Origin of the sequence: Acidiphilium sp. PA, assembly GCF_026191915.1 — a bacterium.
Classification (GTDB): Bacteria; Pseudomonadota; Alphaproteobacteria; order Acetobacterales; family Acetobacteraceae; genus Acidiphilium.
The window spans coordinates 63,704-88,888 of sequence record NZ_JAIMBY010000013.1; the positions used below are offsets into that span (position 1 = coordinate 63,704).

Here is a 25,185-nt window from a genome sequence, read left to right on the forward strand (position 1 = left end):
CGATCATGCGCGCCATGATGCGGCGGCGCACGGTGCTGGGCTGCCTCGGAATTGCGGGCCTGCTGCTTAGGGACGGCATTGCTGCATCGCCGATGGTCGTCGCGGATCAGGCGGATACGGCAGTTTCTGATTACGCGATACTTGTCTGCGGTCCGCGCGGCGGGCGGATCGATCGTTGGTCGCGCGCATTTGCTCAGGGGATCGGTGGAACTCTGTCGCCGCACCGGCCCATCCAACTCCAGCGCGTCGGCGGTGAGGACGGCGTTACCGGAGCGAACCGGCTGCAGACCATGGTTGTCCCGGACGGCAGGACGGCAGCGGTTTTGCCTAGTGAAGCGATCATCGCCTTCCTGACAGGTGATCCCCGCGTGCATTTTCAACCGGGTGATTGGATTCCCGTCATGGCGGGTATCGCAGCCGCCGTTCTGGTCGTGCGAGGAGGGTTACCGCGCCTCGCTGATCCTGCGCCAATCCGGCTCGCCGCGGCGTCTCCCGAAAGTCCCGATCTGGCCGCGTTGCTGGCGTTCCACCGGCTGGGCGTCTCGACGGCGCCGATTTTTGGTCTGCGCGGTGCCCCGGCGATTGTGCGCGCCTTTGCCGCGGGCGAAGCCGATGCCGTTCTGTTAACCGGAGAAGACGTCCCGGCCGACGCCGCCTCGCTGTCGGCTTATGGTGGTGAGGCGATCGGGACGTTAGGCGTTGTTGATGCACATGGCCGGATCATGGTTGATCCCTTGATGAGCGATCTGCCCACGATTGAGGCGATTGCGGAAAAGCGGGGGAGCGCGCCGCTGCCGCCAGCGTTGGAGCAGGCCTATCGGGGCGTCGCCGCGGCAAGCCGGATCGATTTCATGACGGTTCTGCCGCATTTGACGACACCGACCAGCGTGGCTGCGTGGCGGCAGGCGGCGGAAGCTGCCGGCGATATGCAGGCGATGCAGGCCGCTGCCGCGGCAAGCGCCATCACCCTTACCGTGATGGGGGCAGCCGCTGCGGCTGCACCGATCGATGTGGCGGCGGATGGTTTGCTCGCCTTGCGTCAATTCTTGTTTCAGCACTTTGGATGGCACCCATCCTGATCTTGTATCGGACCGACCCCATGAAACCGCTCAATCCGGCACCTTGTTGAATGGCGCGATTGGCAATGCGCTTTGTCTGCACCGAGTGCGGCGCAGCCGCACCCAAATGGACCGGCCGCTGCGAGGCGTGTGGCGCCTGGAATACGCTCGAAGCAGAGACACCCAGCCCCGGTGCGGGCGCCCGCAAGCCCGGCCGGGTGCCTGGGCGAGGTGTGGAATTTGTCGGTCTCGCTGGCGAGACGCCGTTACCTGAGCGGATTCCGGTCGGTATTTCCGAGTTTGACCGGGTTTTGGGCGGCGGAATGGTACAGGCTTCGGCGATTCTGGTTGGGGGAGATCCAGGGATCGGCAAGTCGACGCTTCTGTTGCAGGCAGCGGCTCGTCTGGCGAATGCCGGCAAACGGGTCCTCTACATTTCGGGTGAGGAGTCCGTCGCGCAGATCAGACTGCGCGCCGACCGGCTGGGCCTGCGAGATGCGCCCGTCAGTCTTGCGTCCGCCACCGTACTCGCCGACATCCTTGGCGCTCTGGAGTCCGAGAAGCACGCGAGCCTTGTCGTCATCGATAGTATCCAGACGATCTGGGATGAAACGATCGAATCGGCTCCCGGTACGGTCGCACAGGTGCGGTCAAACGCGTTTGCGCTGATCAGGGCTGCAAAAACTCAGGGATTCGCCTTGATGTTGGTCGGCCATGTCACCAAGGAGGGCGCGCTGGCCGGGCCCCGCGTGATGGAACACATGGTTGATGTCGTGCTGCATTTCGAGGGCGACCGCGGTCATCAGTTTCGTATCTTGCGCGGCGCCAAAAATCGTTATGGCGCGACCGACGAGATCGGTGTGTTCGAAATGACCGGACGGGGTCTTGCTGAAGTTGCGAATCCATCCGCCCTGTTTCTCGCCGAGCGACATGGGCATGTGGCCGGAAGTGCCGTCTTTGCCGGGCTCGAGGGATCGCGACCGGTACTGATGGAGGTGCAGGCATTACTCGCATCGAATGCCGGCGGATCGGCACGGCGCTCGGTAATCGGATGGGATGCGGGGCGATTATCCATGCTGCTGGCCGTGCTCGATTCGCGGTGCGGCGTTAAACTGGCAGGTCAAGATGTCTACCTAAACGTGGCGGGCGGGCTGCGCGTTTCCGAGCCTGCCGCCGATCTGGCGGTGGCCGCGGCGTTGGTCTCGGCTGCTACCGGTGTGCCGACTGATCCCGAGACGGTATTTTTCGGCGAGATCGGCCTCTCCGGCGAGTTGCGGCAAGTCGCACAGGCGGACTTGCGCCTTAAGGAGGCCGCGAAGCTTGGTTTTAGTCGGGCAACGCTGCCGCGGCGGGTTGCCGGCGGCAATCGCGGGCTCGCCACCCCGGATGGTATTGTCCTGGCCGAGTATGGCCATTTGAGCGATCTGGTCGCCGCCACGGCAGGACGGGCATCGCATTCGGGAGACGAGATATGACATGGGTCGATGGGATCGCGCTCCTGATCGTTGTGCTGTCGGGGTTACTCGCGCTGGCTCGCGGCCTGGTCCGCGAGATCCTTGGTGTCGGTGCGTGGATTGGGGCCGCTCTGGCCGCTTTCGAGTATTATCCCGATGTCGAGACCCAGCTGGCTGGGTATGTGCACCAGCCAAAGTTGATCCTGCCGTTATCGATCGGGTTAATCTTCATTGTTGTGCTCGTCATACTCTCGATAATCAGCACATGGCTGGGGTCGATGGTGCGGGATTCCGTGCTTTCGGGGATTGATCGGACATTGGGGTTGGCGTTTGGGCTTGCGCGCGGCGTCGTGATTGTTTGCCTGCTATACATCGGCCTCTCGATTTTCCTTCAGCCATCTGAATGGCCGACGGGAATCACCAACGCCCGGTTGCTGCCATATGCCGAGAGCGGATCGCAGTTTTTGGTGGGCTTGTTGCCTGCCGCCTATCAGCCCCATATCAACGGCCTTCCGCGTGCATCCGCACCTGCACCGCAGCCTGCTGTGCCTGGCACCAAAGGGTCAAGCGAGTAGGTTCAGCCATGTGAAACGATGCTCGACATGCTCAAGCGGGCGGATTAGATGACAGGCTCAAGTCGTAAAGGATGGACCGGCGTGACGCAGTCGACAAACACGGCGATCGCGATCGATGACGACAAGTTCCATGAAGAATGCGGAGTCATCGGAACCTGGAATGTCACTGATGCGGCAGCCATCACAGCGCTAGGCTTGCATGCGCTGCAGCATCGCGGCCAGGAAGCGACAGGCATTGTGACCCATGATGGCGTTCGGTTTCATGCGCATAAGGGTATCGGCCTCGTCGGGGATAATTATGGCGATACGAAAGTCATGGCTGGTTTGCCCGGCACCCGGGCCGTAGGTCATAACCGGTATGCGACGACCGGGGCGACACTTCTGCGAAACGTCCAGCCGCTCTTTGCTGAATTTGAATTCGGCGGTTTTGCTGTCGGCCATAATGGCAATTTGACCAATGCCCACACGCTCAAGCGGGCTCTGGTCAAGCGCGGTTGCCTGTTCCAGTCGACGACGGATTCCGAAGTCTTCGTTCACCTGATCGCGATCAGCCTCTACGCGACCGTGCTGGATCGATTGATCGATGCCCTTAAGCAAGTGACCGGCGCGTATTCGCTTGTGGCTCTGACCAACGACATGCTGATCGGCGTTCGCGATCCGCTGGGTGTACGGCCGCTGATATTGGGCCAAACCAACGGTGCGGACGGGATGAGCCCCGGCTGGGTTCTGGCATCCGAGAGCTGTGCGCTTGAAATGGTTGGTGCCGAATTCGTGCGTGACATCGAGCCTGGTGAGATCGTCGCGATCGACCGCAGCGGCGTGCGCAGCCTCAAGCCGTTTTCGCCGCAGCAACCGCGGTTCTGCGTATTCGAGTACATTTACTTTGCGCGGCCCGACTCGATGTTGGAAGGCCATTCGGTTTACGCTGCACGCAAGCGGATCGGACAGGAACTTGCCCGGGAATCACCAGTGGAAGCTGATCTGATCGTGCCCGTACCCGACTCCGGCGTCCCGGCTGCGATGGGATTTGCTGAACAAAGCGGTGTTCCATTCGAGCTGGGAATTATTCGTAATCACTATGTCGGACGTACGTTCATCGAGCCGACCGATCAGATCCGCCACCTTGGTGTGCGGCTGAAGCACTCGGCCAATCGCGCAATTCTGGAAGGGCGGCGCGTCGTGCTGGTTGATGATTCCATCGTGCGCGGTACGACATCGCAGAAGATTGTCGAAATGGTGCGCGGCGCGGGCGCGCGTGAGGTGCATATGCGGATATCCTCGCCGCCGACCACTCATTCGTGTTTTTATGGCATCGATACGCCTGAGCGCGGCAAATTGCTGGCTGCCAGGAATAGCGTGGCCGAGATGGCCCAGTTGATCGGGGTGGATAGTCTCGCATTCATCTCGATGGATGGATTGTATCGCGCGCTGGGTCAGCCGGGTCGTGATGCGGCAGCGCCTGCCTTCTGTGATGCTTGTTTCAGCGGCGATTACCCGATCGCGCTGACCGATCATGCAGAGCCCCGCCAATCGCAGCTATCGTTGCTTGCGGAACTCGCCTAGCACTGCATGGACCTCGAAACCTTTAAATGTTGCGCTATATCCAGATGATGTTTAGCAAATCAAAATCGACGATGCCGACTGCGTCCGAGGCGTTGCCCGGTCGCGCGGCTATGACCGCGGTGCCGGAGTTTCATTACGTCAGCGGTGCCAGGATGCAGGAGCCGTATCCACCGAATTCGGAAATGGCGCTGTTCGGGTTGGGATGCTTTTGGGGGGCCGAACGCAAATTTTGGCAGACCGATGGCGTATTGGTCACTTCAGTCGGATACGCCGGCGGCTTCACACCAAATCCGACCTATGAGGAGGTTTGTTCAGGGCGCACCGGTCATGCCGAGGTGGTCTTGGTCGTGTTCGATCCGGCGATTATCAGCTATGATGGCTTGCTCAAAATATTCTGGGAAAATCATGACCCTACCCAGGGCATGCGCCAAGGTGGTGACGTCGGCACGCAATATCGATCTGTAATCTACACATTCAACGACAACCAACTCGATGCTGCGAAACGGTCTCGCGATGCGTACCAGAGCCGGTTGACCGATGCCGGATTCGGTACGATCACGACGGAGATTATTCCTGCCCCTCCGTTTTTTTTCGCCGAAGCTTATCATCAGCAGTACCTGGCGAAAAATCCGAATGGGTACTGTAATCTCGGTGGCGTCGGTGTCTCATGCCCGATCGGGCTTGCAAACGTCGATTGATCAAGACGCCGTCCGCCCTGGCATTACAGCGGACGGCGTTTCTTAGCTTAATGGACTGAAACCGGTGCCATTTCGTTCTGAACAATCGCCGCGCGCGCTAAATTTCCGTCGGTTGCGATCGCCATCGGTGTTCCGTTGGCGGAAAATACGCCAAAGGCCGGTCCGTTCGGTGTCATGATCGGCCGTACATAGGCAATCTGTTCAAGCCCGAGTTCAGCGAGTTGAGCTTCGGTCATATGGTGCGGATCGAAGAATGCGCGAAGCGGAAAAGCATCGGTCGAACCATCATGTGTCTTGACGTTCATGGTCGTTACTCCTGTTCACGATCGCGTTCGTAAATTCGCGTCGTCACTGTTTCGCCATCCAAGGACCGCGCCGAGTTGATCCCGGACGGGTTGGACGCACCTTTCTTGATCGCGATCGTTTTGATCTTTGCCTCGGGCAGCGGTCGAACCAGGTCGATATGCAACAATCCGTTATCAAGCCAAGCGCCTTTTACCTCGATACCCTCAGCCAGGACGAAGGCTCTTTGAAACTGCCGCGCTGCAATGCCGCGATGGAGAAATATCCGGCCTTGCGTCTCGTCATTCTGACGGCCACGTATTACCAACTGGTTATCTTCCTGCGTTATCTGCAGGTCATCCATGATAAATCCAGCAACGGCGATTGTTATGCGCAGACTCGTCGTACTGAGTTGCTCAATGTTGTACGGCGGGTATCCCTCAGAAGACGTCTTAGCAGCGCGTTCAATGATTTGTTCAAGGTGATCGAAACCGAGAAACAAGGGCGAAGTGAATACTCTCGTCGTCATGGCCTCCTCCTTTCGAGCGAGACAACCGGAGCCCGACAGGCACTCCGTCCCTCCAGAATTGGGCATATTTGACAGATTTTGCAAGCGCCGATTGATCGCGGCGCGGGGCAGAGGTAAATCGCGCGCATGAGCAATGCGATCGATATGCCACCTGGGGCACTGCCAGATATATTGATCGTGCCGGACAAGCGGTTGCGGTTGAAGGCGCGGCGCATTAGCGCTGACGAGCGCGCAAGTGCTGCTCGCTTGGCGGACACCATGTTGGCCGTCATGTATAAAGCTCCGGGTATCGGGCTCGCGGCGCCGCAGATTGGGATTTCGCTCAGGCTCGTTGTGATTGATCTGGCACCGGACGGCGTGCCTGCACCGATCGTTATGATCAATCCCGAGATCACGAGAGTGAGCCAGCAACTGGTTTCGCGCGAAGAGGGGTGTTTGTCGTTGCCTGGTCAGTATGCCGATGTCACGCGACCGGCCGAAATTACCGTGGCATTCGAGAGTGTTGCTGGAAAGCGCGATAGCTTGGAGGCGGATGGGTTGCTTGCGGCCTGCATTCAGCATGAAATCGACCATCTGGATGGGGTTCTGTTCGTCGATCATCTGTCGGCCCTCAAGCGTAACATCCTCCTGCGGAAACTCGCGAAGGAGCAGCGCGACCAGCTCAGCGCTGTAAAGCCGGCCCGTTGATGCGATTGGTCTTCATGGGTTCACCCGCATTCGCAGTACCTGCGCTGCGGGCTTTGCATGCTGCGGGGCATCAGCTCGCAGCCGTATACTGCCAGCGCCCCAAGCCGGCGGGCCGCGGCCAACGGATGACCCGATGCGCGGTTCATCAGGCCGCTGACGAGTTGGGACTTCCGGTTCGTACGCCCCGCCGACTGCGCGGCAATATCGAAGAAGCCGACCATTTACGGTCGCTTGATCTCGATTACGGCGTGGTCGTTGCATATGGGCTGATTTTACCGGAAGCGATTCTGGATTTGCCGCGATTCGGATACTTGAATATTCATGCCAGTCTGCTGCCGCGATGGCGCGGTGCGGCGCCGATTCAGGCTGCAATTCTGGCAGGAGACACCGAGACCGGAATCACGATCATGCAGATGGATGCCGGACTGGACACTGGTCCTGCTTTATTCGCCGAGCGTACCCCGATCGGCCCGGATGATACGTCAGCAACCCTCCACGACCGATTGTCAGTTATGGGCGGCCGAATGATCCTGCGAGCCCTGTCGGGCGAGTGGCCCCGCACCCCGCAGCCTGCCGGTGGCACCTATGCGCCCAAGCTATCGAAGGCGGATTCGGTGATCGACTGGAGCCGCCCAGCCGGCGAAATCAAACGCCGGATTAGGGCATTCACGCCTTGGCCTGGGACGGAAACCAGACTCGGTGGCGCGGCGTTGAAAATTATTGCGGCGGATATCGTTGATGTTGCGGGTGAGCCAGGTGTCGTTCTTGACGATCATTTCACCATTGCCTGCGGTGAGCACGCCCTGCGGCTGACGCGCATCAGGCAGGCGGGCGGTGCGACTATGGACGGATCAGCCTTTCTACGGGGCCACGCCGTTCCGATCGGGACAAAATTGGGGTGACGCGATTCGCTCTAAAGCTCGAGTATGACGGCCGGGCGTTCGTCGGATGGCAGCGACAGGTAAACGGTGTCTCCGTGCAGCAGGTTTTGGAGCAGGCGGCCGCTCGTTTGAGCGGTGGCCCCGTTATACCAAGCGTTGCGGCGGGTCGCACCGATGCCGGCGTGCATGCCGCGGGTCAAGTTGTTCTGGTCGATCTGCCCGATCGGTTGCATATCAATGCAGTCCGCAATGGGCTGAATTTTCATATGCAACCCCATGCGGTGGCGGTGCTCGCCGCCAGCGTCGTCAGCGATCCGGCTTGGAGTCCGCGTTTTTCGGCGATAGAGCGATCTTATCGCTACGTCATCTTGAATCGGCCCGCGCGACCGGCGCTGGGCGCGGGTTTTGTCTGGCATGTACGGCACCCGCTTGATGTCGTCGCGATGCAAGAGGCCGCCGATGTCTTGGTCGGGCGGCATGATTTTACCAGTTTTCGTGCATTGGCCTGCCAGGCCGCTTCACCGGTACGAACGGTGGACCGCCTGGCCATCAGCCGACTTAAAGACAGGGTTGTTATCGATGTATCTGCCCGGAGCTTCCTGCACCATCAGGTGCGGAATTTTGTGGGAACTTTGAAATTGGTCGGAACCGGGCACTGGTCGCCGGCTCGCGTGGCCCAGGTGCTCGCAGCGTGCGACCGGGCCGTGGCCGGCCCCACCGCGCCCTCGGGAGGGCTGACATTAATGCATGTGCGGTATCCCGAGGACCCATTCGCCGATCAATGACGGCGCTGCGTGCCTTGTTCTGTTGCTTCGATCGACCGATATCGTCTAGAGGCAATGTAAGACAAAATTATTTCGTCACCACGACAGGAGAGCGACATAGCCAGACTACCTGCTCCGCCGACCCCGCCAAGCCGCGAAGGGCCGCGCGTCAACGAAGATATCCGTGTGCCCCAGGTTCGATTGATCGACCAGGACGGCGAAATGATGGGCGTTTTGACAACCCGGGAAGCTCAGCGACGCGCCACGGAAGTTGGCCTCGACCTGGTCGAGATCAGCCCCAACGCCGATCCGCCAGTGTGTAAGCTGCTCGACTATGGCAAGTTTAAATACGAGCAGCAGAAAAAGAAGAACGAAGCTCGTAAGAAGCAGAAAGTCATCGAGATCAAGGAAATCAAGGTTCGTCCGAACATTGATGAAAATGATTATCAGGTAAAGTTGCGGGCGATGAAAAGCTTCATCGGCGAGGGAGACAAGGTCAAGGTGACGTTGCGGTTTCGTGGTCGCGAGATGGCTCATCAGGAACTGGGCGTGAAGGTCCTGGAGCGGATCAAAATCGATATGGAAACCGAAACAAAGGTCGAGCAGATGCCGAAGATGGAAAACCGTCAGATGGTGATGGTGCTCAGTCCGAAGTGATCTAACTGGATATCGTCGTTTGATCGGTTTTATTACCGGACTCAGCGCTGAGGCTCGCTTGCTCGCTGACTATGACGTGCTGGTCGAAACGGGCGGCGGTACGCCCGGAGGTGTCGCGCAGGCCACCTTGCGGCTTGTCGACCGTGGGGCAACTGTTCTGATCAGTTTCGGATTGGCCGGGGGGCTTGATCCGGGATTGCCTGCGGGTTCACTTTTGGTTCCAAACTGGATCGTATCCGGAGAGACACGGTATCGCTGTGATGCGGATCTCGTTCGGCGTATGGGGGGCGCGACGGTCGAACGGCTGACAGGCGCGGATGCGGCCGTCGTAATGATCGCTGAAAAAGCTGTTCTTTATAAGTCAACCATGGCGGCGGCGGTTGATCTTGAGTCGGTCGACGTGGCGCGAGTCGCGGCACTTCGCCAGATTCCCTTCGCGGCGATGCGTGCGGTTGCCGATCCCGCCCACCGGGCCTTGCCGCCGGCCAGCCTTGTTGCATTAGACGAGCAAGGGCGGATCGCAATCTCCCGCGTCGTTGCCAGTGTTATACGCCGGCCTCGACAAATCGTGGAACTGGCACGATTGGCGCGTGATGCATCCGCCGCGCGCCGTACCTTGTCGCGGCAAGCAAATCTATATTGCCAGCGTGAGAACGACGGGGACGTGATCTGAACCACGCGGCCAGTCGCGTGCCTCGCTGAGGATATCGTGGTGGGACAAGGACGCCTCGAGATCGCGGGATACCCAGATATGATCGAGTCTGCGACCTCGGTTGGAAGCGCGCCAGTCACGGTTGCGGTATGACCACCAAGTGAAAAGTTTCTGGTCCTGTGAAACGAAGTGACGGATCGCATCGGTAAAACCCTGTTCACGCCATTCGTTGAGGCCGGCGGTCTCCGCGGGCGTGTGGCTTACGACACCAAGAAGTTGTTTATGATTCCACACGTCATTCTCGAGCGGGGCGATATTGAGATCGCCCACAAGAATAGTACGGTAAGGGGGACAAGAGGCGAAATGTTTTTTCGCTTCTGTGATGAAGTCGAGTTTGTGGCCATATTTTGGGTTAGCCTCGCGGTCGGGGATATCGCCACCGGCCGGTACGTAGAAATTATGAATCGTTATCGGTTGATGGCCGATAAGGACATTGGCTGCGATGTGACGACAATCGGACTTGCCACACCAATCTGGCGTTGTCTCAAGGCGTTGCAATTCAAAACGCGATAGGACGGCTACCCCGTTATAACCCTTCATCCCACGGGTCAAAACGTGGGGAAGCCCCAACTTGTTGCCCAAGTCGCTGGGAAACAGGAAATCTGGCGCCTTGGTCTCCTGAAGACATAAAATATCCGGCGCAGCTTTGGCCATCAGCGTCGTGAGCAAATCCTGTCGCAAACGTACTGAATTGATGTTCCACGTCGCGACGGTCAGCGTCCTGGTCATACCAGTTCGAACGATACCGCGCCGACGCCTTCGACGGATCCATGAATACGGCTGCCGCGCTCGACGGCGCCAACCCCGTCCGGCGTGCCTGTAAAAATAAGATCGCCGGGCATCAGTGTGACCAGTTTGGAGAGAAAAACAATGATGTCAGGAACCGGCCAGATCATGTCGGCCAAGTGACCGCTTTGTTTGATAACGCCATCGACTGACAATGTGATTTTACCGTGCGAAGGATGGCCGCTCACCGCAATCGGGGTGATGGGGCCGATCGGAGCCGAAGCATCGAAACCCTTACTCATATCCCACGGGCGCCTAAGCGATTTGGCCTCATCTTGCAGGTCGCGCCGAGTCAGATCGACCCCTGCGGCGTAGCCGTATACGTGGTCGAGCGCCTGCGTGGCCGCGACGGACTGAGCTTCCCGCCCGATGGCCACCACGAGTTCCATTTCGAAATGCAGTGCGCGTGTTGCAGTCGGATATGGCACGCGATCGGACGAAATAACCGCGTCGGCCGGCTTGGTGAAGAAAAATGGCGGTTCCCGGTCGGGGTCGGCACCCATCTCACGGGCATGTGCGGCATAGTTACGACCTACACAAAATATCCGGCGCACAGGAAACTTCCTCCCGCCAGCCACAGGGACAGTTGGTAATGCGACTGGATCGATAACCCACTCCGACATACGACATCCTCCGAAATATTATTCTGGTGCACTTCTTACACGCCCCGTACCGCGGCACCGAAGCTCTCAAAAATACGTCGAGAGGCAATGTCGTGATCAAAGTCGTACTCCGGGTGCCATTGCACGCCGAGCAAATATCCCCGTCCGGTTCCCGAGATAGCTTCGATCGTGCCATCGATCGCGCGCGCCTCGACAACCAGCCCACGCGCCATTCGTTTGATACCCTGATTATGGAGCGAATTCACGGCTAAACAGGTCGTTTGGATGATTGAATCAAGCAGGCCTTCCGGTCTGACTGCGATAAAATGCGCTTTTCCGACCCGAACAGGGCCATGCCGCTGCATGGGCGTGGAGTGATCGATCTTGCCCGGGATATCCTGCAGGCGCTGATGGAGGGAACCGCCAAGAGCAACATTCAATTCCTGTAGACCACGGCAAATCGCCAGCACGGGCAATCCACGTTGAACCGCGCCGCGAACGAGCGGCAAGGTTACCTGGTCGCGGGCGGGATCCTCCGGGGCATCGTCGGCAGTTTGTGGCGGGCCGCCGTAGAACTCCGCTGCCACGTTGCTGCGGCTACCTGTCAGGATAAGACCATCCAGCCGATCGAGCAGTGTGGCCACGTCGGCGCTCTTTCCATTCGCGGGTATCAAGATCGGTACGGCACCGACCACCTGATCCACAGCGCGAACATAAGTGTCGGATGCCGCATGGTTGATCATGCCGAACACCCCGAAGGCCTTTTGACAACACGAAATCCCGATAAGCTTTGCCGATCTGGCGACCATGCCACTTAGTCCCAAATCCCGCGTGCCATGTCACCACCCAGATCACGGGGACCAGGGATGCACCACGGATTAGTTTGGCGTAATGCCTTGAATATATTCAAAGTCCTTATCCGGAAACGGTTTGGCATCATGCAGATCGTAGAGACTGACCTGAGTCAATTGGCCTTGGTTATCGGTCACGCGCCATTGACGCAGTTCCATCGGATCCGTGGAGAATACGAGCGTGATATGACCCTGCTGTGCTTTACCGGTCCTGATAAGGCTGACTTGCACCTCGCCAGGTGGCTGCGATATTTTCGTCACAGTCACCTTGCCGGACAGCCGAACCGTCCTGTCGAGTAGAATTCCAAGCGGCGTGGACGCTAGAGGAATATTCGTCGTCTGATCCAGTTCCGGGTCGTGGTATACAAGCAGGCCGAAACCGGCAACGAGCAATTGTGGATTGGGTTTATCGTACTGAAACCGCATCTTGCCGGGCCGCTGCACAATTGCCTTCCCGGTACGAACCGAGCCATCGGGACCGACTTGCATAAACTTAGCAGTGATGGTTTTTAAACCATTCAAATAGTTGGTAACTTTGGTCAGCACAGGGATATCTGCTGCAGGAGGTGCCGGTCTTGCCGCGTAAGCCGAGCCAGTACCCAGGATGAGACCCAAGGTCGCAAACGCCACCCGCCACATAGTCATTGAATCTGCCTTAACGCTGTTTGCCTCGACCCTTAGCCTGCCGCAGCTGACCGCCGTGGCGCCACATCGACCGGCGTCCGGCCTGCGGCGATTAACTCACCCATAACCGCACGGATTTCCCGGAGAAATGCAGACCCTTTCGTTGTGCGTTGCACCAATACGCTTCGCCGATCCGCAGGATCAACCTTACGGCGCGCCAGATCGAGATCGGAAAGGCGATCCAGAGCGCGCGTTATTGCCGGTTTCGAAACATTAAGCTGTTGGGCCAAGCCGCGAACGGTGTGGGCGCCTTCATTGAGATAGCATGTGAGGAAGACACCGAGTTGCCGAGCGGAAAGATCGACGCCATCGCGCCGGACCAGCGCAACAACGGTATCGCGCAACACACCCACTAGGTCATCTGACGTCATCTGCGTTGCCATGAGTAAACACTCCTCTTCATTTGCGAACGGCGGAAATTTCCCAAGACCGCTCACCGGCCTCATACCGTATGGTACCTTAGAATCGTCTGCTGGGCACCGAGCATCTAATCGTCATGCCGCATTAACAACGATCGGACCTGTAACAGTTATGAGAGTTCATGGGCTAGAACAAGAGACTGGAACATGAAAACATTGCAACTCCGTTGCAAGATCCTCCGCCGTGATTTTGTCGCAATTCAGTGGCGGGCCTCATGGCAAAGGCATTCAATGGCCGAAACTGTTGCTAAAAGGGATTGAGCTTCGCCGCCTTCCGGCTGTCCGGGTCGAGACACGTCGTTCCACGCATAGGTATCTATATGCGCCCACGAGACGTTCTTTGGAACAAAACGGTTAAGGAATAGGGCCGCGACAATCGCGCCGGCCATCGGTTTGGAGCCCACGGTGTTGCAGTCAGCTATGGTGCTGTCGAGCCATGAATCGTATCCGACCCAGAGAGGGAGACGCCATAGCGGATCATGGGTAGCGCGACCGCTCGCGAGCAAGGCGTTCGCGAGATGATCACAGTTGGAAAATAGCGCTGGAATATCGGGGCCGAGAGCAACCCGAGCGGCGCCGGTGAGGGTCGCGAAGTCGATCAGCCAGTCTGGTTTGGCGCTGACGGCATCCGTCAACAGATCTGCCAGTACCAAGCGGCCTTCGGCGTCTGTGTTGCCAACTTCCACCATCAACCCGGCGCGTGTCTTCAGCACATCGAGCGGCCGCATGGCGTGGCCGGATACGCTGTTTTCCACACAGCCAATCCTGACATCGAGGCGAACGGGTAAGTTCAGCGCCATGACGGCTTGTGCGACGCCAAGTGCAATGGCGGCACCGCCCATATCCTTTTTCATGCGAAGCATCGCACTGCTGGGCTTAATGTCGTACCCGCCGGTATCGAAGCAGACGCCTTTACCGCAAAGTGAGATCAAGGGCAGTGCTGGATCGTCACCCCACTGAAATCGTAGCATTTGTGGATGGCGTGCCGACCCGGCCCCCACTGCGGCCAGCGCAGGGTAGCCATCGTCTAATGCGCGACCGGTAATCCGTTCAGTTTTGGCGCTAAAACGCAGCGCAAGTTCGGCACCGGCGTCTGCCAGTTCTGCAGGGCCGAGCAGGTTGGCGGGCGTATTGATCAGGTCGCGAGCGTCATAGATTGCTTTCGCCAATACAACTGATCTGGAGGTTGCGTGTGGGACGACGATACGCGCTGGGGCTTGAGCGCGCGGTTTGAACCGCTCATATTGATAGGCGCCGCGCATGATCGCAAGCGCGGCTTGCTCGGCATCGTAGCTACCCGGTAGCAAGGTCCAATGGGTGTTGGGCGGTAAGGCACTACTTAATATTCCAAACGGTAGATGTGTCTGATCGTCGCCAATTCCAAGTAACGCACCGGCAATACCGTCGTTGCCCGGTATCAGAACAATCTTTCGCTCCAGTCCCGCGAAGCCTTGCGCTGTGATAAATGCCGCGATTGGCGCATCGCAGGTTTTTAGGAAATATTGCACTTCGGATGGACGCAAGGGATATATTGGGAACGGTGCGGGTTCCGAATTTTGCGTTTCTACGGCGAGGGTTGACGCGTTCATGGTGTGCTCTTTTTCATTCGCCATGATTCATAGTGTTTGGCGCCCCGAGCGCAAGCGTTGCGAAAGGCGCCGATCGTCACTCGAAGCAGTTTACCTCATTGGTCATTCAAACGCGCCAAACGAAACGTCGGAAATTGGGAGATGGGTCACGCATCCGGGAACCGGGAGAGGCCGATTTCAGCCATAGTGGCGGGTGTTAGGAAAAAAAGTTGTCCACCAAGCAGAATATCGCACGAAATCAGGCGGCTAGGTCAAGGATGTGAAATGCTAGTGTCATACAACGGGTTTAATATATTATACGAATCAATATGTTATGCGGATTTGGCAAAATTCTGCATGGTCGGAGGCCCGACATGAAATCCGTGCCCGTACAAGGTTGGTTTGCAGTTACGCACAGGGTTATCCACAGGAAATACGTATCGCTAACGAGGCGGACCGTACCATGACGGAACCCGTTGCGAAGGGCGGCGTCGACGTCATTGTCTCAGCCCTGGCCAATCTGCCAGCGGGGCCTGGTGTTTATCGAATGCTCGATGCTGCGGGTAACGCGCTTTACGTGGGAAAGGCGCGGAGTCTGAAGAAGCGCGTTGTTGCATATATGCAACAGGCTCGGCTTCCAGAGCGTCTACGGCGAATGGTTGGGGAGACCTTTGCGCTCGAAGTTGTCACGACCCACACAGAGGCTGAAGCGTTGTTGCTCGAGGCCAATCTGATCAAACGGCTCAAGCCTCGTTACAACATTTTGCTGCGTGACGATAAATCATATCCTTGGCTCCTGATTACCGCTGACGGCACGTTTCCTCAGTTGACCAAACATCGTGGCGCGCAAACCCGCAAAGGTGGCTACTGGGGACCGTTTGCATCCGCTTGGTCCGTCAATCAGACCATTCAAGCATTGCAGAGAGTGTTTTTGCTGCGGACCTGTGCCGACACGGTGTTTGCCAATCGATCGCGCCCCTGTCTGCTTCATCAAATCAAGCGATGCTCCGCGCCCTGCGTCGGACGGATATCGGCCAGCGAGTACGCTGTGACCGTCGATCAGGCAAGAGCATTTCTCTCTGGCAAGGCAGGTACCGTGCAGCGCGATCTTGCGGCGGAAATGGAGACAGCTTCCGCTGCGCTGGAGTTCGAGCGCGCCGCTGCGATTCGCGACCGCATCCGCGGGCTTACTCATATTCAGGGATCTGACGTCATCAATCCCGAAAGCATTGCGGATGCCGATGTGATTGCAGTTTTTCAGGCCGCTGGGCAGTCCTGCGTTCAGGTGTTTTTTATTCGCGGCGGCCGTAACAACGGGAATCGCAGTTTTTTTCCGTCACAAGCCAGAGGTGAGGGGGCGGCTGAAGTCCTGGCCGCATTCATCGCTCAATTCTATGACGATAAGACGCCCCCCCCGATGATCCTGCTCAACGAAACGGTGCCCGAAGTCGATTTGCTGGCTGAAGCTTTGGCATTGAGAGCTGGTCGCAAAGTCGATCTGGTCGTGCCGCAGCGTGGAGAGAAGCGTGACGTTGTACGTCATGCGGAGACGAACGCTCGTGAAGCGATGGAGCGTAAACTTGCGGAATCCGCTGGTCAGGAGAAACTCCTGAGCGCGACGGGTGCCTTGTTTGGTTTGGATCAACCGCCCGCCCGCATCGAGATCTACGACAATTCCCACATCACCGGCACTAACGCTTATGGCGTGATGGTGGTCTCGGGCCCGGATGGATTTATGAAATCGGCCTATCGAAAGTTTGCGATCAAGGGCCCGCTCACGCCAGGCGACGATTTTGCGATGATGCGTGAAGTTTTAATGCGACGCTTTTCGCGGATCATGTCGGAAAATCCGGATCGAACCGACGGGACGTGGCCGGATTTGGTCTTGATCGACGGCGGCGCCGGGCAATTGTCGGCTGCCCATGCGGTCTTTGATGAGCTGGGCATTCACGATCTCCCATTGGTTGCCATCGCTAAAGGACCCGATCGAAACGCCGGCCGCGAGTGGTTTTATCAGAAGGATCGGCCGCCCTTCCAATTGCCGGCACGGGACCCGGTTTTATATTACCTGCAGCGGTTAAGGGACGAGGCACATCGGTTCGCCATTACAACCCATCGTGCTGGCCGGACCAGGAAAATCACGACGAGTGAACTCGATGAGATTGACGGTGTGGGTGCCGCACGGAAACGCGCATTATTAAACCACTTTGGATCGGCTCGCGGCGTCAAACAGGCAGGTCTCCGCGACCTTGAGGCGGTTTCCGGCATTAATAAAGCAACGGCAAGGTTGATTTATGCTCACTTCAACCCAGGCACGACCATCGAATAATATAGATCTGTCTATTAATAAAAATAAAACGTTACCAAAGATTTTGCGTGACACAACTTAAGATTTAATGTCAAATACATCCTCAAGTTGCGAATTTTCTATTCGGAACAAATGGGGGACTAGATGTCTGGAACGATTAACACGACTCTGGATCACGGCATCACTCTCGTTGCGCCGACATACGGAGACCCGCTGACTATCTTGGGCGACGTTCTAGCTGCCAGCGGTGACGGTGTTTTAGCAACCACGAGTTGGACGATCGATAACGGTGGTACCATATCAGCAACGACCGGAGAAGGAATATTTCTCAAGGGCGGAGGCGTCATTGATAATTCGGGACTCATCGTTGGTGCCGCTGGTTACGGCATCACAGCGACCTCGGAGCCGCTAAGCATTGTAAATAGCGGCTACATTCACGGCGGTAAGGGCGGGATGGCGCTGAGTGAGGGTCGTTTCATCGTCGATAATTTGTCGGGCGCTACGATCACCGGCGGTTCGATCGCCTTGGAAGGCGTAAAATTTTCAGGCGCTGGACCTGATACGTCAACAATTATCAATGCCGGCGAGATAAGCAGTGGCAACACGTCTATAAGCGGTGGCATGGGGGTGAGGCTCGCCCTTGGCTCTTTCACAAATGCATCGACGGGCGTTGTCTCGGGAGGTAGTATTGGCGTTTACGTGGGCGACTACTCGAACTTTACAAATTTCGGTACCATCGCCGGACAAACTGGTATTGTGGTGGGGGCCAATCAGGACCTGGTTTCCATCATAGACGGTGGCACCATCACCGGTGCTGGCGGAGAGGCGGTTTCGTTTACAAAAGGCGTTACCACAGATTCGTTGACTCTGCTGCCTGGCGCCGTCCTTCAGGGCTTTGCTAATGGTGGAAGCTCTGCCGATCTCGTGTTCGGCGGAACATCGCTCGGAACATTGGCAAATTTTGGTCAAGAAATTTCCCTGTTTCCCACGATTTCATTGACCGACGGTGCCGTCTGGGATTTCAGCGGCGCCTCGACAATAACGGGACAGGCGTTATTCGAAAACAACGGGACGTTGATCGAGGGAAGTGGCGACACACTATCCATCAGCTCGTCTGTAGCGGGAACTGGCACTATCAATTTATCAGGCGGCACTGTGGCGTTTGGTAATACCGTCGGACCGGGCCAGATGGTCGCATTTCTAGGCGACCAATCTGCGTTGCTGCTCACGAATAATCATAGTTTTTCAGGTGAGATCGCCCAATTCACCGCGGGCGACACGATCGAAATTACGGGTTTTGGCGCGAACGAGGCGGTCACGTCGCACCAGTCAGGCAATCTTTTCACGTGGAGTGCTGGTGGCCTTCCCTCGTCGACGATCACATTCGCGTCGGACCCCGGTTCGCTTGTTCTCGTGCCAATGGGGCCGGTTTCGTCTGTAACGACAGCATATGAACTTTCCGCTCCTCCTTGCTTTCGCGCGGGAACACAAATTCTGACGCCAGATGGACCTCGCCCGGTCGAAGATCTTCGAAAGGGCGACGCGGTTGTCACACATGACGGTCAAGCCAAACCGCTGATATGGGTGGGTCAACGGTGGGTTGACTGCGACCGACACCCAAACCCGGAAACGGTTCTGCCCATCGTCATCGAGCAAAGCGCGTTCGGACCAGGCGTGCCGTCTCGGGCACTATATCTGTCGCCTGACCATGCCGTCTATTGCGGAGGGGTATTCATCGCTGCGAAGCAATTGGTCAACGGCATCTCGATCAGGCAAATCGATGTCCCGGAGGTGATGTATCACCACATCGAACTCAAGGAGCATAGTGTGGTCTGGGCGGAAACGCTGCCCGTGGAAACCTACCTCGACTGCGGCAACCGACATAATTTTGTGACCTCCAGGGGGTTGGTATCGTTGCACGCGGATTTTGCTGCGCCTGAATGGGATCGCAGGCGGGCCTTTGCTCCGCTGGTCTCGGAAGGCAATGATTTGACCGCGGCGCGGCTGCATTTGCATGAACGTCTATATGAGCGAGGCGTCCGTCCGGTTGCGGGGCGCTTCGAGGTGCTGGCCGACGGTCGCCTTCTGGATGCGAAAGATTCAGATAACGGTCAGCATATTTTTCGGCTTCCGATCGGGACCTGCCGCCTCGCAATCAATTCAACATCGTCTCGTGCGGCTGACCTCGATCCCGCGTCACTGGACTGTCGCCGTCTCGGAGTTGCGATTACTGACATCACAGTAGATGGTATGCTGGTTGACGCAGACGACCAACGTTTTATGTCCGGTTTTCATATACCTGAGCGACGAGGTCGCCGTTGGTTTCGATGGACTGACGGTGCCGCGGTTTTCGATACCTCTAGTGCTCGGGAAATTGCCTTCACTGTGCAGGCGGTCTCACCGATTTGGCAGGTGTCGTCGACCCCGCAGCAGCCAAGGCCCGGTTGCGCGCTTCGGAATTGCATTCACCATAACCTGATTGATCCCAAGAGCGGCTTGATGAGCGGCCGCGACGGCAACGTCGCCCCAGTAGGGGGCCATCTGGTCGGGGGCGAGTTCGTGTATCTGACTGACCTTTCCAATGAAACCCCCGCTCTGGCTGCGAACAAGCCAGTCCAACTCAACGATGTCCGACGCTGAAACGCCCGATTCATGAGGGCTTGGAGATACCTTGACGATGCCGGAAATGATGAAGTCGGCATCCTCTTTGCGATCAACAAGCACAATACCAAGCTGTGCAAGGTCTCGTCGGACATCAAGCGCGAGAGCGTGGTTGCCGTCGCCCGGTGCGCCTGACACCTGAGTGAGCAATGCCCGGGCTGGACGATTTTCGAGCGATCTGGGGTTGCTCTGCTGCACACTCGCATTGATGGTTCCAAGGAGGTGCGCCAGATTTGGCGCGGACGATACCGCGACGGCGTTGAGCGTATCAGGATTTCCGTCGGACCATGCCTGGCCGGATACGGCCGCGCCAGTTGAATGGCCGTAGACCTTGCCGGTCGGCCCAACGATGGTGAACGTCGGCACAACCTGATTGCCGGAAAGCTCGGCCCGCGCCTTCAAGCGCCAGTCAAACTTGCCAGCGGGGCGCGCTATGCTGGGGACATCCTCTGCTACCAGAGCTTTGGCCAGGTCGTCAGCGTAGAGATGAGACGCAGAATTTCCCAGCAAGGCGTCATGGGGCGCCGGGATTATGAGGACGGGTGGCGGCGGTACCGATAAAAGGGCGCCTTCGGGACCCGGGCGCCCAAGAAAAGGCTGCGGCAGTGTGCCACAACCGGCAAGAAGGGCCGGCATGAGCAGAGCGATGTAACGTTTCATGCGGCATTCCGAATAATTGAAATTTGGTGCCCGCCGCCACGTTCTGCACGCCGAGTGCGCCGGCGATGGGAGAAGAACAAATCTTCTTCGGCGTATGTGTCGTGCGGTATGATTGCTGTGTTGACGCCGATCGATGCCAGACGCTTGGCCGCGTAGCCCGAGAGGTCGAACTGCCAGTGATTCTCTCTGGTCTGATCGAAAAAGGCGACATCTGCGGATTCGCGTGAAACAATTGTGTGGTAGAGATCGGCCCCGACCTCATAGCTGTTGCGTCGGATGCAAGGACCGATGACTGCGAAGATCGTCTCGGCGCCCAAGGCCTGCATGGCCGTTACTGTGGCTTCAAGTACGCCCGCGGCGGCGCCGCGCCAACCGGCATGCGCCGCACCAACGATTCGATTTGTCGAGTCGGCAAAAAGCACCGGCGCGCAATCGGCGGTAATTATACCAAGCGCGATGCCAGGGCGGTCGGTGACCATAGCATCTGCTTGCGGAGTGTCGCCGGCTGCCCACCCCGCGACGACCTTGATCACGTGGGTACCATGCACTTGCTTAAGTCCCATCAGCGATGTTGGATCGACACCAATCGCGCGGGCAGCGCGGGCACGGTTCTCGGAGACGTGAGCCGGGTCATCGTGTCCCGACATACCACAATTGAGACTGTCGTAGGCGCCGGTCGACACGCCACCTTGACGGGTAAAGAAACCATGCGGAACCATCAGATCACTTGTTAACATTCTGATCATGACGGGAATCCAGCCAAATTTTGAGTCTCAGGATGACTGATCGCGATCGCCTTGAACAGAGTACCCATTCCTTCAGGTGCTGTGAGACGCCGTGACGCCGCGATCAGGTTTAACGCTTGTTGCGGTGATGCATGGCGGCCTAATTGGTTCGTTCGTTCGTGAATCCCAAGAGCGGTCAGGAAGTGGCCCTGGGTAATCGGCCCCCAAGCTTTTGCCCCCGCGCGGCGGATGACGTTGATCAGTCGCTCGAAATCGACATGAGCGGTAATATCCGCAGAGCCCGCTTTGCTCGTGGGGGGAACCGACTGACGGTTGCTGATCGCCTGGAGGCTGTCGCCAGCCCCGCTCCGCATCGGTCCATAGTCTATAATCAAAGCTACCCCGCTCGTCTGAACAAAACGGTCGGCCAGGGCGGTAATGAAGGCTTCGGCGACCGGACTTCGTTCGTAAATCGTGCCATAAGCATCGTCCTGCACCATTAAATCAGTCGGTAGCTCAACAAATTCGTTGTCGCGGACGTGGCGCTCCATCCAACCATCAGGGCGGCGGATGAATTGGCGGATAGGTAAGGCATCAAGGAATTCGTTCGCCAGAAAGATCATCGGACCCGCGGGAATTGTTGTAAGATCGGCGTGAATGGTTGCCTGAGGATAATGCCGACTTAATTTTGACGTGAGGCGGGGGGACGTTTCAACGAAATGAAGTGACAATGCTGAGCCGAAAGCGGGTACGGCGCGGCCGATCGCACGCAGTGCGTCATTGATCAGTTTACCGCTGCCCGGACCTGCTTCGACCAGCAACACATCCCTTGGCATTCCCATAGTTTGCCAGGCAAGCGCTGCCCAAAGACCAATAAGTTCGCCAAATACCTGTGATATTTCGGGCGATGTGGTGAAATCGACAAAGGGATCGTGCGTTGCATAATAGGCGGCATTGGCGCGAGCCATGAATTGATCAAGTCGTTCGGTCACGCGGCGATTGTCGCATAATGGCTCGATAAACGTTTGGCGCGCCAGATCATTGCCGCACCGATGGCGATCATAGGCAGGGAGAGCAGTTGACCCATTGTCAGTCCGAACATCAAATAGCCCAGAAACCAGTCAGGTTGTCGAAAGCACTCGGCGGTCGCTCGGGCGAGGCCATAACCCATGACAAATACGCCGGCCAAATACCCCGGTTGAGACCGAATTCGTTCCCGCCGGGACAGCGTGAACAGAACAACGAAGAGGACGATCCCCTCAAGCGTGGCTTCGATCAACTCTGATGGGTACCGAGGCGCGTCGGATCCTGACTGCGGATAAATCATACGAAACGGAAACCAGGCGGGTGCAGGGCGGCCCCAAAGCTCGCCGTTGATGAAATTTGCAATACGGCCGAGGAACAACCCTATGGGAACCGGCACCGCAACACGATCTGCGAAATACCAAGGGTCAAGCCTGTGACGGTGGCAATAGATCAGGACGGCCACAGCGACACCGATCATACCGCCATGAAAGCTCATGCCGCCATCCCACACCGCATACGTACGATTGAGATGATCCAGAAAATAAACTGGCTGGTAAAACAGAATATAGCCGATCCTGCCGCCGAGAACTACACCAAGGGTTGCCCAAGCGAGGAAATCGTCAACCTCTTCATGAGTCGCAACGACGGGCGCTTGACGAACTAAACGTCTGATCAGGCGCCATCCCACGACGAGTGCCGTGATGTATGCCAGTGCGTAATAATGGATCGCGAAGGGACCAAATTTGACCAAGATCGGGTCGAAATGTGGCCACACGTATACATTGGTCATCGATAGGGGTCCGGTTGATTCAGGAAGTTGGTGACGTACCGCGCGACGCCATCTTCAAGAGATGTGAAAGTCGCGTCAAAGCCGGCGGCGCGAAAACGGTCCACCGATGCCTGCGTGAAGGATTGATATTGTCCAATCAAGCGGTCAGGCATTGGCACGAATACAATCTCGGTCGCGACCCCGTGGGCAGCACAAACAGCACGCGCTAGATCGGCATAGGAGCGGGCAGTACCGGTCCCCAGGTTGAACAGTCCGTTGACGGCGGGATGATCCAGTAAAAACGTCAATCCTGCGATCACATCGTCGATCCAGATGAAATCTCGCGCCTGCTCGCCGTCTGCGATGCCAATTTGATCGGAACGGAACAGCGTTATGGAATCGCCTGCCCGAATTTGGTCGTGCTTAACTTTGACAACCGAGACCATCGGTCCCTTGTGATATTCATTTGGACCGTAAACGTTGAAGAACTTGAGGCCAGCCCATTGAGGTGGCCGGTTTCGGCCGGCCGCGACCTCTCGTGCCACCCAAAGATCAAATGCGTGTTTGGACCAACCGTAGAGATTGAGGGGGCGTAGCCGCTCGAGCGCTTCAATTGTCGGGGTGTCGTCGAATCCGGCGGATCCGTCGCCGTATGTCGAGGCGGAGGACGCATAAATGAATCTAACGCCTCGGTCCGCGCACCAGTGCCAAAGCTCCTGGCTGAGAGTGACGTTGGTACGCCAAACCAGATCGCCGTCGGTTGCGGTGGTTTCGCTGACTGCCCCCAGGTGGACGACAACCTCGATCGGAGGATGGGTCGCAAGGTAATCAGTCAAATCGCTGGGGTGGATGATTTCGGACGGCGGGTGCTTATGCAGATTCCGCCACTTCCCAAAGTGGCCGAGTTCGTCGACGATGACGACGTCTGCCATGCGCTGGTTTAATTCAGCGTGAAGATTTGACCCGATGAAACCTGCGCCGCCCGTGACCAATATCATGGTGAGGGTTATAGTCAGTCGCCGGGGATCAGTCATCACCGGAGCAACAGGAGATCGATTTATGACTGAGAGACCGAAGTTTTTCGATGATCTGGCTGGGGTTGCCGGTGGTGCATTGTCTGCATTCAGCGGTCTGCGAGACGAAATGGCATCGTTGATCAAGGCTCGCGTGGACGAGACGATCCGAATGCTCGACTTGGTTCGCAGGGATGAGTTCGACGCTATTGCAGACGTTGCTGCAAGGGCCCGCTCAGAGGTTGCGGTCCTGAGGGATCGCGTTTGCGCGCTGGAGGCACAGGTTATGCCTGCACCACCGCGTTCAATCGGTTTGGCTCAGGGCGATCCCTATCAGGACGAAAGTGCGGGCGCCGCCTGAGATTATCTGTCTTCGGCTATATAGTGTGTATGGGGGCTCGCTTGGCTCGGCGGTGCGGTTGCGTGAAGCCGGGGTCGGGCGGATTAGGATCACGGTGACCGTTGGGGTAAGAACGCGAGCCTCTGCGGTCCTGGCAGATGGCCGGATTTATGGTGGTGCTACTCCCGCTTTTGCACATGAAAGCTTTTGCGAGGCTGGGACTGCGGCACGCCACGATTGACGTTGGCATGTTCTTCCAGGGCGAGCAGTCGAGGCGCTGGTGCCCGACGGTCGAAGCACTGTGCGTTATCGTGCCGGTTTCGGCATCAATGCGTTCCGGATTTTGCGGAATACGTTTGCCACGTTGACGGAAACCCGGAGCGAGGAGGTCCGGTGGGGACGGCTAGGGTTGTTTGGTTTCGAGGCGCAGATCACGATTGACCGCCGTCGCCATCGTGGCGGCCGCGCGAAGCATCATTGTTTTGTTATCGGCTTTTACTTCCATCGATTTAACCAGCAGCGGCGTCTTCTGATCGACCGAATCCAGCTCCCCCCGCATATAAATGATCAGATCGCTGACTTTATGGATCGATCCGATGAAAACATATTGGGCACCCGCTGAGCGGGCGGCGCTGATCGCGCAGGACCGGCACGTCGAAGGATGCTGGTAAGATTTGAGCGCCGGATCGGCGGCGCGCTGCGTTGCGGCGCCTGGGACAACGCTCAACCGCTTGTCGTTGGCAAGTGCATGCCGCATTGTGTGCGCGGCATCCACCAGCCAGCGTTTTTGGGCGGCCAGCACGAAAGGACGATGGTCGATCGACGTGTCGAACAGGTCGAATGGCTCGATCAGAATTCCCGCGCGCGGCGGGGGCTGGTGCGCCATTGCAACCGATGGCCCGGCGCACAGGGC

General features: G+C 57.7%; 26 protein-coding genes. 13 read left to right on the forward strand and 13 right to left on the reverse strand.

Features of this window, described 5'->3' with window-relative positions:
- The first annotated feature begins 5 nt into the window (after nucleotides 1-5).
- The 5 genes from AruPA_RS14885 (at nucleotide 6) to msrA (ending at nucleotide 5,348) form a co-directional block, all read left to right on the forward strand.
- A complete protein-coding gene (locus AruPA_RS14885; RefSeq protein ID WP_265637522.1) occupies nucleotides 6-1,079 on the forward strand; it encodes a hypothetical protein in 1,074 nt (357 codons plus the stop codon).
- A 50-nt stretch (nucleotides 1,080-1,129) separates the two neighbouring features.
- Entirely contained in the window at nucleotides 1,130-2,533 is a 1,404-nt protein-coding gene (radA, locus tag AruPA_RS14890) for a DNA repair protein RadA (RefSeq protein WP_265637523.1), read from the forward strand.
- Nucleotides 2,530-3,087: a CvpA family protein gene (locus AruPA_RS14895; protein WP_265637524.1), complete on the forward strand. Its 558-nt coding sequence runs from the start codon at nucleotides 2,530-2,532 to the stop codon at nucleotides 3,085-3,087. The genes radA and AruPA_RS14895 overlap by 4 nt, the downstream gene beginning before the upstream one ends.
- An 81-nt stretch (nucleotides 3,088-3,168) precedes the next feature.
- On the forward strand, nucleotides 3,169-4,650 hold the full coding sequence (purF, locus tag AruPA_RS14900; RefSeq protein ID WP_265637525.1) for an amidophosphoribosyltransferase: 1,482 nt from the start codon (nucleotides 3,169-3,171) through the stop codon (nucleotides 4,648-4,650).
- Nucleotides 4,651-4,676: 26 nt separating this feature from the next.
- Entirely contained in the window at nucleotides 4,677-5,348 is a 672-nt protein-coding gene (gene msrA, locus AruPA_RS14905; RefSeq protein WP_265637526.1) for a peptide-methionine (S)-S-oxide reductase MsrA, read from the forward strand.
- Nucleotides 5,349-5,395: 47 nt separating this feature from the next.
- Here msrA and AruPA_RS14910 read toward each other — a convergent pair whose 3' ends face one another.
- Nucleotides 5,396-5,653, reverse strand: coding sequence for a DUF1150 family protein (locus tag AruPA_RS14910; protein ID WP_265637527.1), 258 nt, complete (start codon nucleotides 5,651-5,653; stop codon nucleotides 5,396-5,398).
- A 5-nt stretch (nucleotides 5,654-5,658) separates the two neighbouring features.
- Nucleotides 5,659-6,159: an Hsp20 family protein gene (locus AruPA_RS14915; RefSeq protein ID WP_265637528.1), complete on the reverse strand. Its 501-nt coding sequence runs from the start codon at nucleotides 6,157-6,159 to the stop codon at nucleotides 5,659-5,661.
- 126 nt (nucleotides 6,160-6,285) lie between these two features.
- Here AruPA_RS14915 and def point away from each other — a divergent pair, with 126 nt between their 5' ends.
- The 5 genes from def (at nucleotide 6,286) to AruPA_RS14940 (ending at nucleotide 9,821) form a co-directional block, all read left to right on the forward strand.
- Complete coding sequence (gene def, locus AruPA_RS14920) at nucleotides 6,286-6,846, forward strand: peptide deformylase (RefSeq protein WP_265637529.1); 561 nt, start codon at nucleotides 6,286-6,288, stop codon at nucleotides 6,844-6,846.
- Nucleotides 6,846-7,748 (forward strand): methionyl-tRNA formyltransferase, encoded by a 903-nt coding sequence (gene fmt / locus AruPA_RS14925; RefSeq protein ID WP_265637530.1) that lies wholly within the window; start codon nucleotides 6,846-6,848, stop codon nucleotides 7,746-7,748. Before def ends, fmt begins: the two co-directional genes overlap by 1 nt.
- Nucleotides 7,745-8,512: a tRNA pseudouridine(38-40) synthase TruA gene (gene truA, locus AruPA_RS14930; RefSeq protein WP_265637531.1), complete on the forward strand. Its 768-nt coding sequence runs from the start codon at nucleotides 7,745-7,747 to the stop codon at nucleotides 8,510-8,512. The genes fmt and truA overlap by 4 nt, the downstream gene beginning before the upstream one ends.
- A 96-nt stretch (nucleotides 8,513-8,608) precedes the next feature.
- Entirely contained in the window at nucleotides 8,609-9,148 is a 540-nt protein-coding gene (infC, locus tag AruPA_RS14935; RefSeq protein ID WP_029311833.1) for a translation initiation factor IF-3, read from the forward strand.
- Nucleotides 9,149-9,167: 19 nt separating this feature from the next.
- A complete protein-coding gene (locus AruPA_RS14940; protein WP_265637532.1) occupies nucleotides 9,168-9,821 on the forward strand; it encodes a hypothetical protein in 654 nt (217 codons plus the stop codon).
- On the opposite strand, the gene AruPA_RS14945 is transcribed toward AruPA_RS14940, so the two are convergent.
- The 6 genes from AruPA_RS14945 to AruPA_RS14970 all read right to left on the reverse strand — a co-directional run bounded on the left by AruPA_RS14945 (nucleotide 9,783) and on the right by AruPA_RS14970 (nucleotide 14,791).
- Complete coding sequence (locus AruPA_RS14945; RefSeq protein ID WP_265637533.1) at nucleotides 9,783-10,589, reverse strand: exodeoxyribonuclease III; 807 nt, start codon at nucleotides 10,587-10,589, stop codon at nucleotides 9,783-9,785. The two genes, AruPA_RS14940 and AruPA_RS14945, sit on opposite strands and share 39 nt — an antisense overlap.
- Nucleotides 10,586-11,269 carry a fumarylacetoacetate hydrolase family protein gene (locus AruPA_RS14950; protein WP_265637534.1) on the reverse strand — a complete coding sequence of 228 codons (684 nt, stop codon included), beginning with the start codon at nucleotides 11,267-11,269 and terminating at the stop codon, nucleotides 10,586-10,588. The genes AruPA_RS14945 and AruPA_RS14950 overlap by 4 nt, the downstream gene beginning before the upstream one ends.
- 35 nt (nucleotides 11,270-11,304) lie before the next feature.
- A complete protein-coding gene (locus tag AruPA_RS14955) occupies nucleotides 11,305-12,057 on the reverse strand; it encodes a gamma-glutamyl-gamma-aminobutyrate hydrolase family protein (RefSeq protein ID WP_265637535.1) in 753 nt (250 codons plus the stop codon).
- Between the two features lie 69 nt (nucleotides 12,058-12,126).
- Complete coding sequence (locus AruPA_RS14960; RefSeq protein ID WP_265637536.1) at nucleotides 12,127-12,714, reverse strand: outer membrane lipoprotein carrier protein LolA; 588 nt, start codon at nucleotides 12,712-12,714, stop codon at nucleotides 12,127-12,129.
- A gap of 62 nt (nucleotides 12,715-12,776) precedes the next feature.
- A complete protein-coding gene (locus AruPA_RS14965) occupies nucleotides 12,777-13,166 on the reverse strand; it encodes a MarR family transcriptional regulator (protein WP_265637537.1) in 390 nt (129 codons plus the stop codon).
- 236 nt (nucleotides 13,167-13,402) lie between these two features.
- The gene (locus AruPA_RS14970) at nucleotides 13,403-14,791 is read right to left on the reverse strand and encodes a M17 family metallopeptidase (protein WP_265637538.1); all 1,389 of its coding nucleotides are present in this window, start codon (nucleotides 14,789-14,791) and stop codon (nucleotides 13,403-13,405) included.
- 442 nt (nucleotides 14,792-15,233) lie between these two features.
- On the opposite strand from AruPA_RS14970, the gene uvrC reads away from it, so the two are divergent.
- Both uvrC and AruPA_RS14980 read left to right on the forward strand, forming a co-directional pair.
- Entirely contained in the window at nucleotides 15,234-17,099 is a 1,866-nt protein-coding gene (gene uvrC, locus AruPA_RS14975; protein ID WP_265637539.1) for an excinuclease ABC subunit UvrC, read from the forward strand.
- Between the two features lie 123 nt (nucleotides 17,100-17,222).
- A complete protein-coding gene (locus tag AruPA_RS14980; protein ID WP_265637540.1) occupies nucleotides 17,223-19,718 on the forward strand; it encodes a Hint domain-containing protein in 2,496 nt (831 codons plus the stop codon).
- Between the two features lie 677 nt (nucleotides 19,719-20,395).
- On the opposite strand, the gene pgeF is transcribed toward AruPA_RS14980, so the two are convergent.
- From pgeF to rfaD, 4 genes are read right to left on the reverse strand one after another with little or no spacing between them, the layout of a single operon-like run.
- On the reverse strand, nucleotides 20,396-21,145 hold the full coding sequence (pgeF, locus tag AruPA_RS14985; RefSeq protein ID WP_265637541.1) for a peptidoglycan editing factor PgeF: 750 nt from the start codon (nucleotides 21,143-21,145) through the stop codon (nucleotides 20,396-20,398).
- Entirely contained in the window at nucleotides 21,142-22,116 is a 975-nt protein-coding gene (locus AruPA_RS14990) for a class I SAM-dependent methyltransferase (protein ID WP_265637542.1), read from the reverse strand. Before AruPA_RS14990 ends, pgeF begins: the two co-directional genes overlap by 4 nt.
- A complete protein-coding gene (gene lgt / locus AruPA_RS14995; protein WP_265637543.1) occupies nucleotides 22,113-22,940 on the reverse strand; it encodes a prolipoprotein diacylglyceryl transferase in 828 nt (275 codons plus the stop codon). Before lgt ends, AruPA_RS14990 begins: the two co-directional genes overlap by 4 nt.
- Nucleotides 22,937-23,917, reverse strand: a complete 981-nt coding sequence (gene rfaD / locus AruPA_RS15000) for an ADP-glyceromanno-heptose 6-epimerase (protein ID WP_265637544.1) — start codon at nucleotides 23,915-23,917, stop codon at nucleotides 22,937-22,939. The genes lgt and rfaD overlap by 4 nt, the downstream gene beginning before the upstream one ends.
- 61 nt (nucleotides 23,918-23,978) lie before the next feature.
- Here rfaD and AruPA_RS15005 point away from each other — a divergent pair, with 61 nt between their 5' ends.
- The gene (locus AruPA_RS15005) at nucleotides 23,979-24,293 is read left to right on the forward strand and encodes an accessory factor UbiK family protein (RefSeq protein ID WP_265637545.1); all 315 of its coding nucleotides are present in this window, start codon (nucleotides 23,979-23,981) and stop codon (nucleotides 24,291-24,293) included.
- Between the two features lie 382 nt (nucleotides 24,294-24,675).
- On the opposite strand, the gene AruPA_RS15010 is transcribed toward AruPA_RS15005, so the two are convergent.
- A complete protein-coding gene (locus AruPA_RS15010) occupies nucleotides 24,676-25,158 on the reverse strand; it encodes a DUF2380 domain-containing protein (RefSeq protein ID WP_265637546.1) in 483 nt (160 codons plus the stop codon).
- Nucleotides 25,159-25,185 lie beyond the last annotated feature (27 nt).

Excerpts from the sequence above, each read along its gene's own strand:
- fmt (WP_265637530.1), top strand. The coding sequence starts at position 6,846 with ATGCGATTGGTCTTCATGGGTTCACCCGCATTCGCAGTACCTGCGCTG.
- AruPA_RS15010 (WP_265637546.1), bottom strand. The coding sequence starts at position 25,158 with ATGGCGCACCAGCCCCCGCCGCGCGCGGGAATTCTGATCGAGCCATTC.
- lgt (WP_265637543.1), bottom strand. The coding sequence starts at position 22,940 with ATGACCAATGTATACGTGTGGCCACATTTCGACCCGATCTTGGTCAAA.
- AruPA_RS14950 (WP_265637534.1), bottom strand. The coding sequence starts at position 11,269 with ATGTCGGAGTGGGTTATCGATCCAGTCGCATTACCAACTGTCCCTGTG.
- def (WP_265637529.1), top strand. The coding sequence starts at position 6,286 with ATGAGCAATGCGATCGATATGCCACCTGGGGCACTGCCAGATATATTG.
- radA (WP_265637523.1), top strand. The coding sequence starts at position 1,130 with ATGGCGCGATTGGCAATGCGCTTTGTCTGCACCGAGTGCGGCGCAGCC.
- AruPA_RS14895 (WP_265637524.1), top strand. The coding sequence starts at position 2,530 with ATGACATGGGTCGATGGGATCGCGCTCCTGATCGTTGTGCTGTCGGGG.
- AruPA_RS14945 (WP_265637533.1), bottom strand. The coding sequence starts at position 10,589 with ATGACCAGGACGCTGACCGTCGCGACGTGGAACATCAATTCAGTACGT.
- AruPA_RS14910 (WP_265637527.1), bottom strand. The coding sequence starts at position 5,653 with ATGAACGTCAAGACACATGATGGTTCGACCGATGCTTTTCCGCTTCGC.
- AruPA_RS14885 (WP_265637522.1), top strand. The coding sequence starts at position 6 with ATGCGCGCCATGATGCGGCGGCGCACGGTGCTGGGCTGCCTCGGAATT.
- AruPA_RS14955 (WP_265637535.1), bottom strand. The coding sequence starts at position 12,057 with ATGGTCGCCAGATCGGCAAAGCTTATCGGGATTTCGTGTTGTCAAAAG.
- AruPA_RS14965 (WP_265637537.1), bottom strand. The coding sequence starts at position 13,166 with ATGGCAACGCAGATGACGTCAGATGACCTAGTGGGTGTGTTGCGCGAT.
- AruPA_RS14980 (WP_265637540.1), top strand. The coding sequence starts at position 17,223 with ATGTCTGGAACGATTAACACGACTCTGGATCACGGCATCACTCTCGTT.
- msrA (WP_265637526.1), top strand. The coding sequence starts at position 4,677 with ATGTTGCGCTATATCCAGATGATGTTTAGCAAATCAAAATCGACGATG.
- AruPA_RS15005 (WP_265637545.1), top strand. The coding sequence starts at position 23,979 with ATGACTGAGAGACCGAAGTTTTTCGATGATCTGGCTGGGGTTGCCGGT.
- AruPA_RS14915 (WP_265637528.1), bottom strand. The coding sequence starts at position 6,159 with ATGACGACGAGAGTATTCACTTCGCCCTTGTTTCTCGGTTTCGATCAC.
- AruPA_RS14970 (WP_265637538.1), bottom strand. The coding sequence starts at position 14,791 with ATGAACGCGTCAACCCTCGCCGTAGAAACGCAAAATTCGGAACCCGCA.
- uvrC (WP_265637539.1), top strand. The coding sequence starts at position 15,234 with ATGACGGAACCCGTTGCGAAGGGCGGCGTCGACGTCATTGTCTCAGCC.
- rfaD (WP_265637544.1), bottom strand. The coding sequence starts at position 23,917 with ATGATATTGGTCACGGGCGGCGCAGGTTTCATCGGGTCAAATCTTCAC.
- pgeF (WP_265637541.1), bottom strand. The coding sequence starts at position 21,145 with ATGATCAGAATGTTAACAAGTGATCTGATGGTTCCGCATGGTTTCTTT.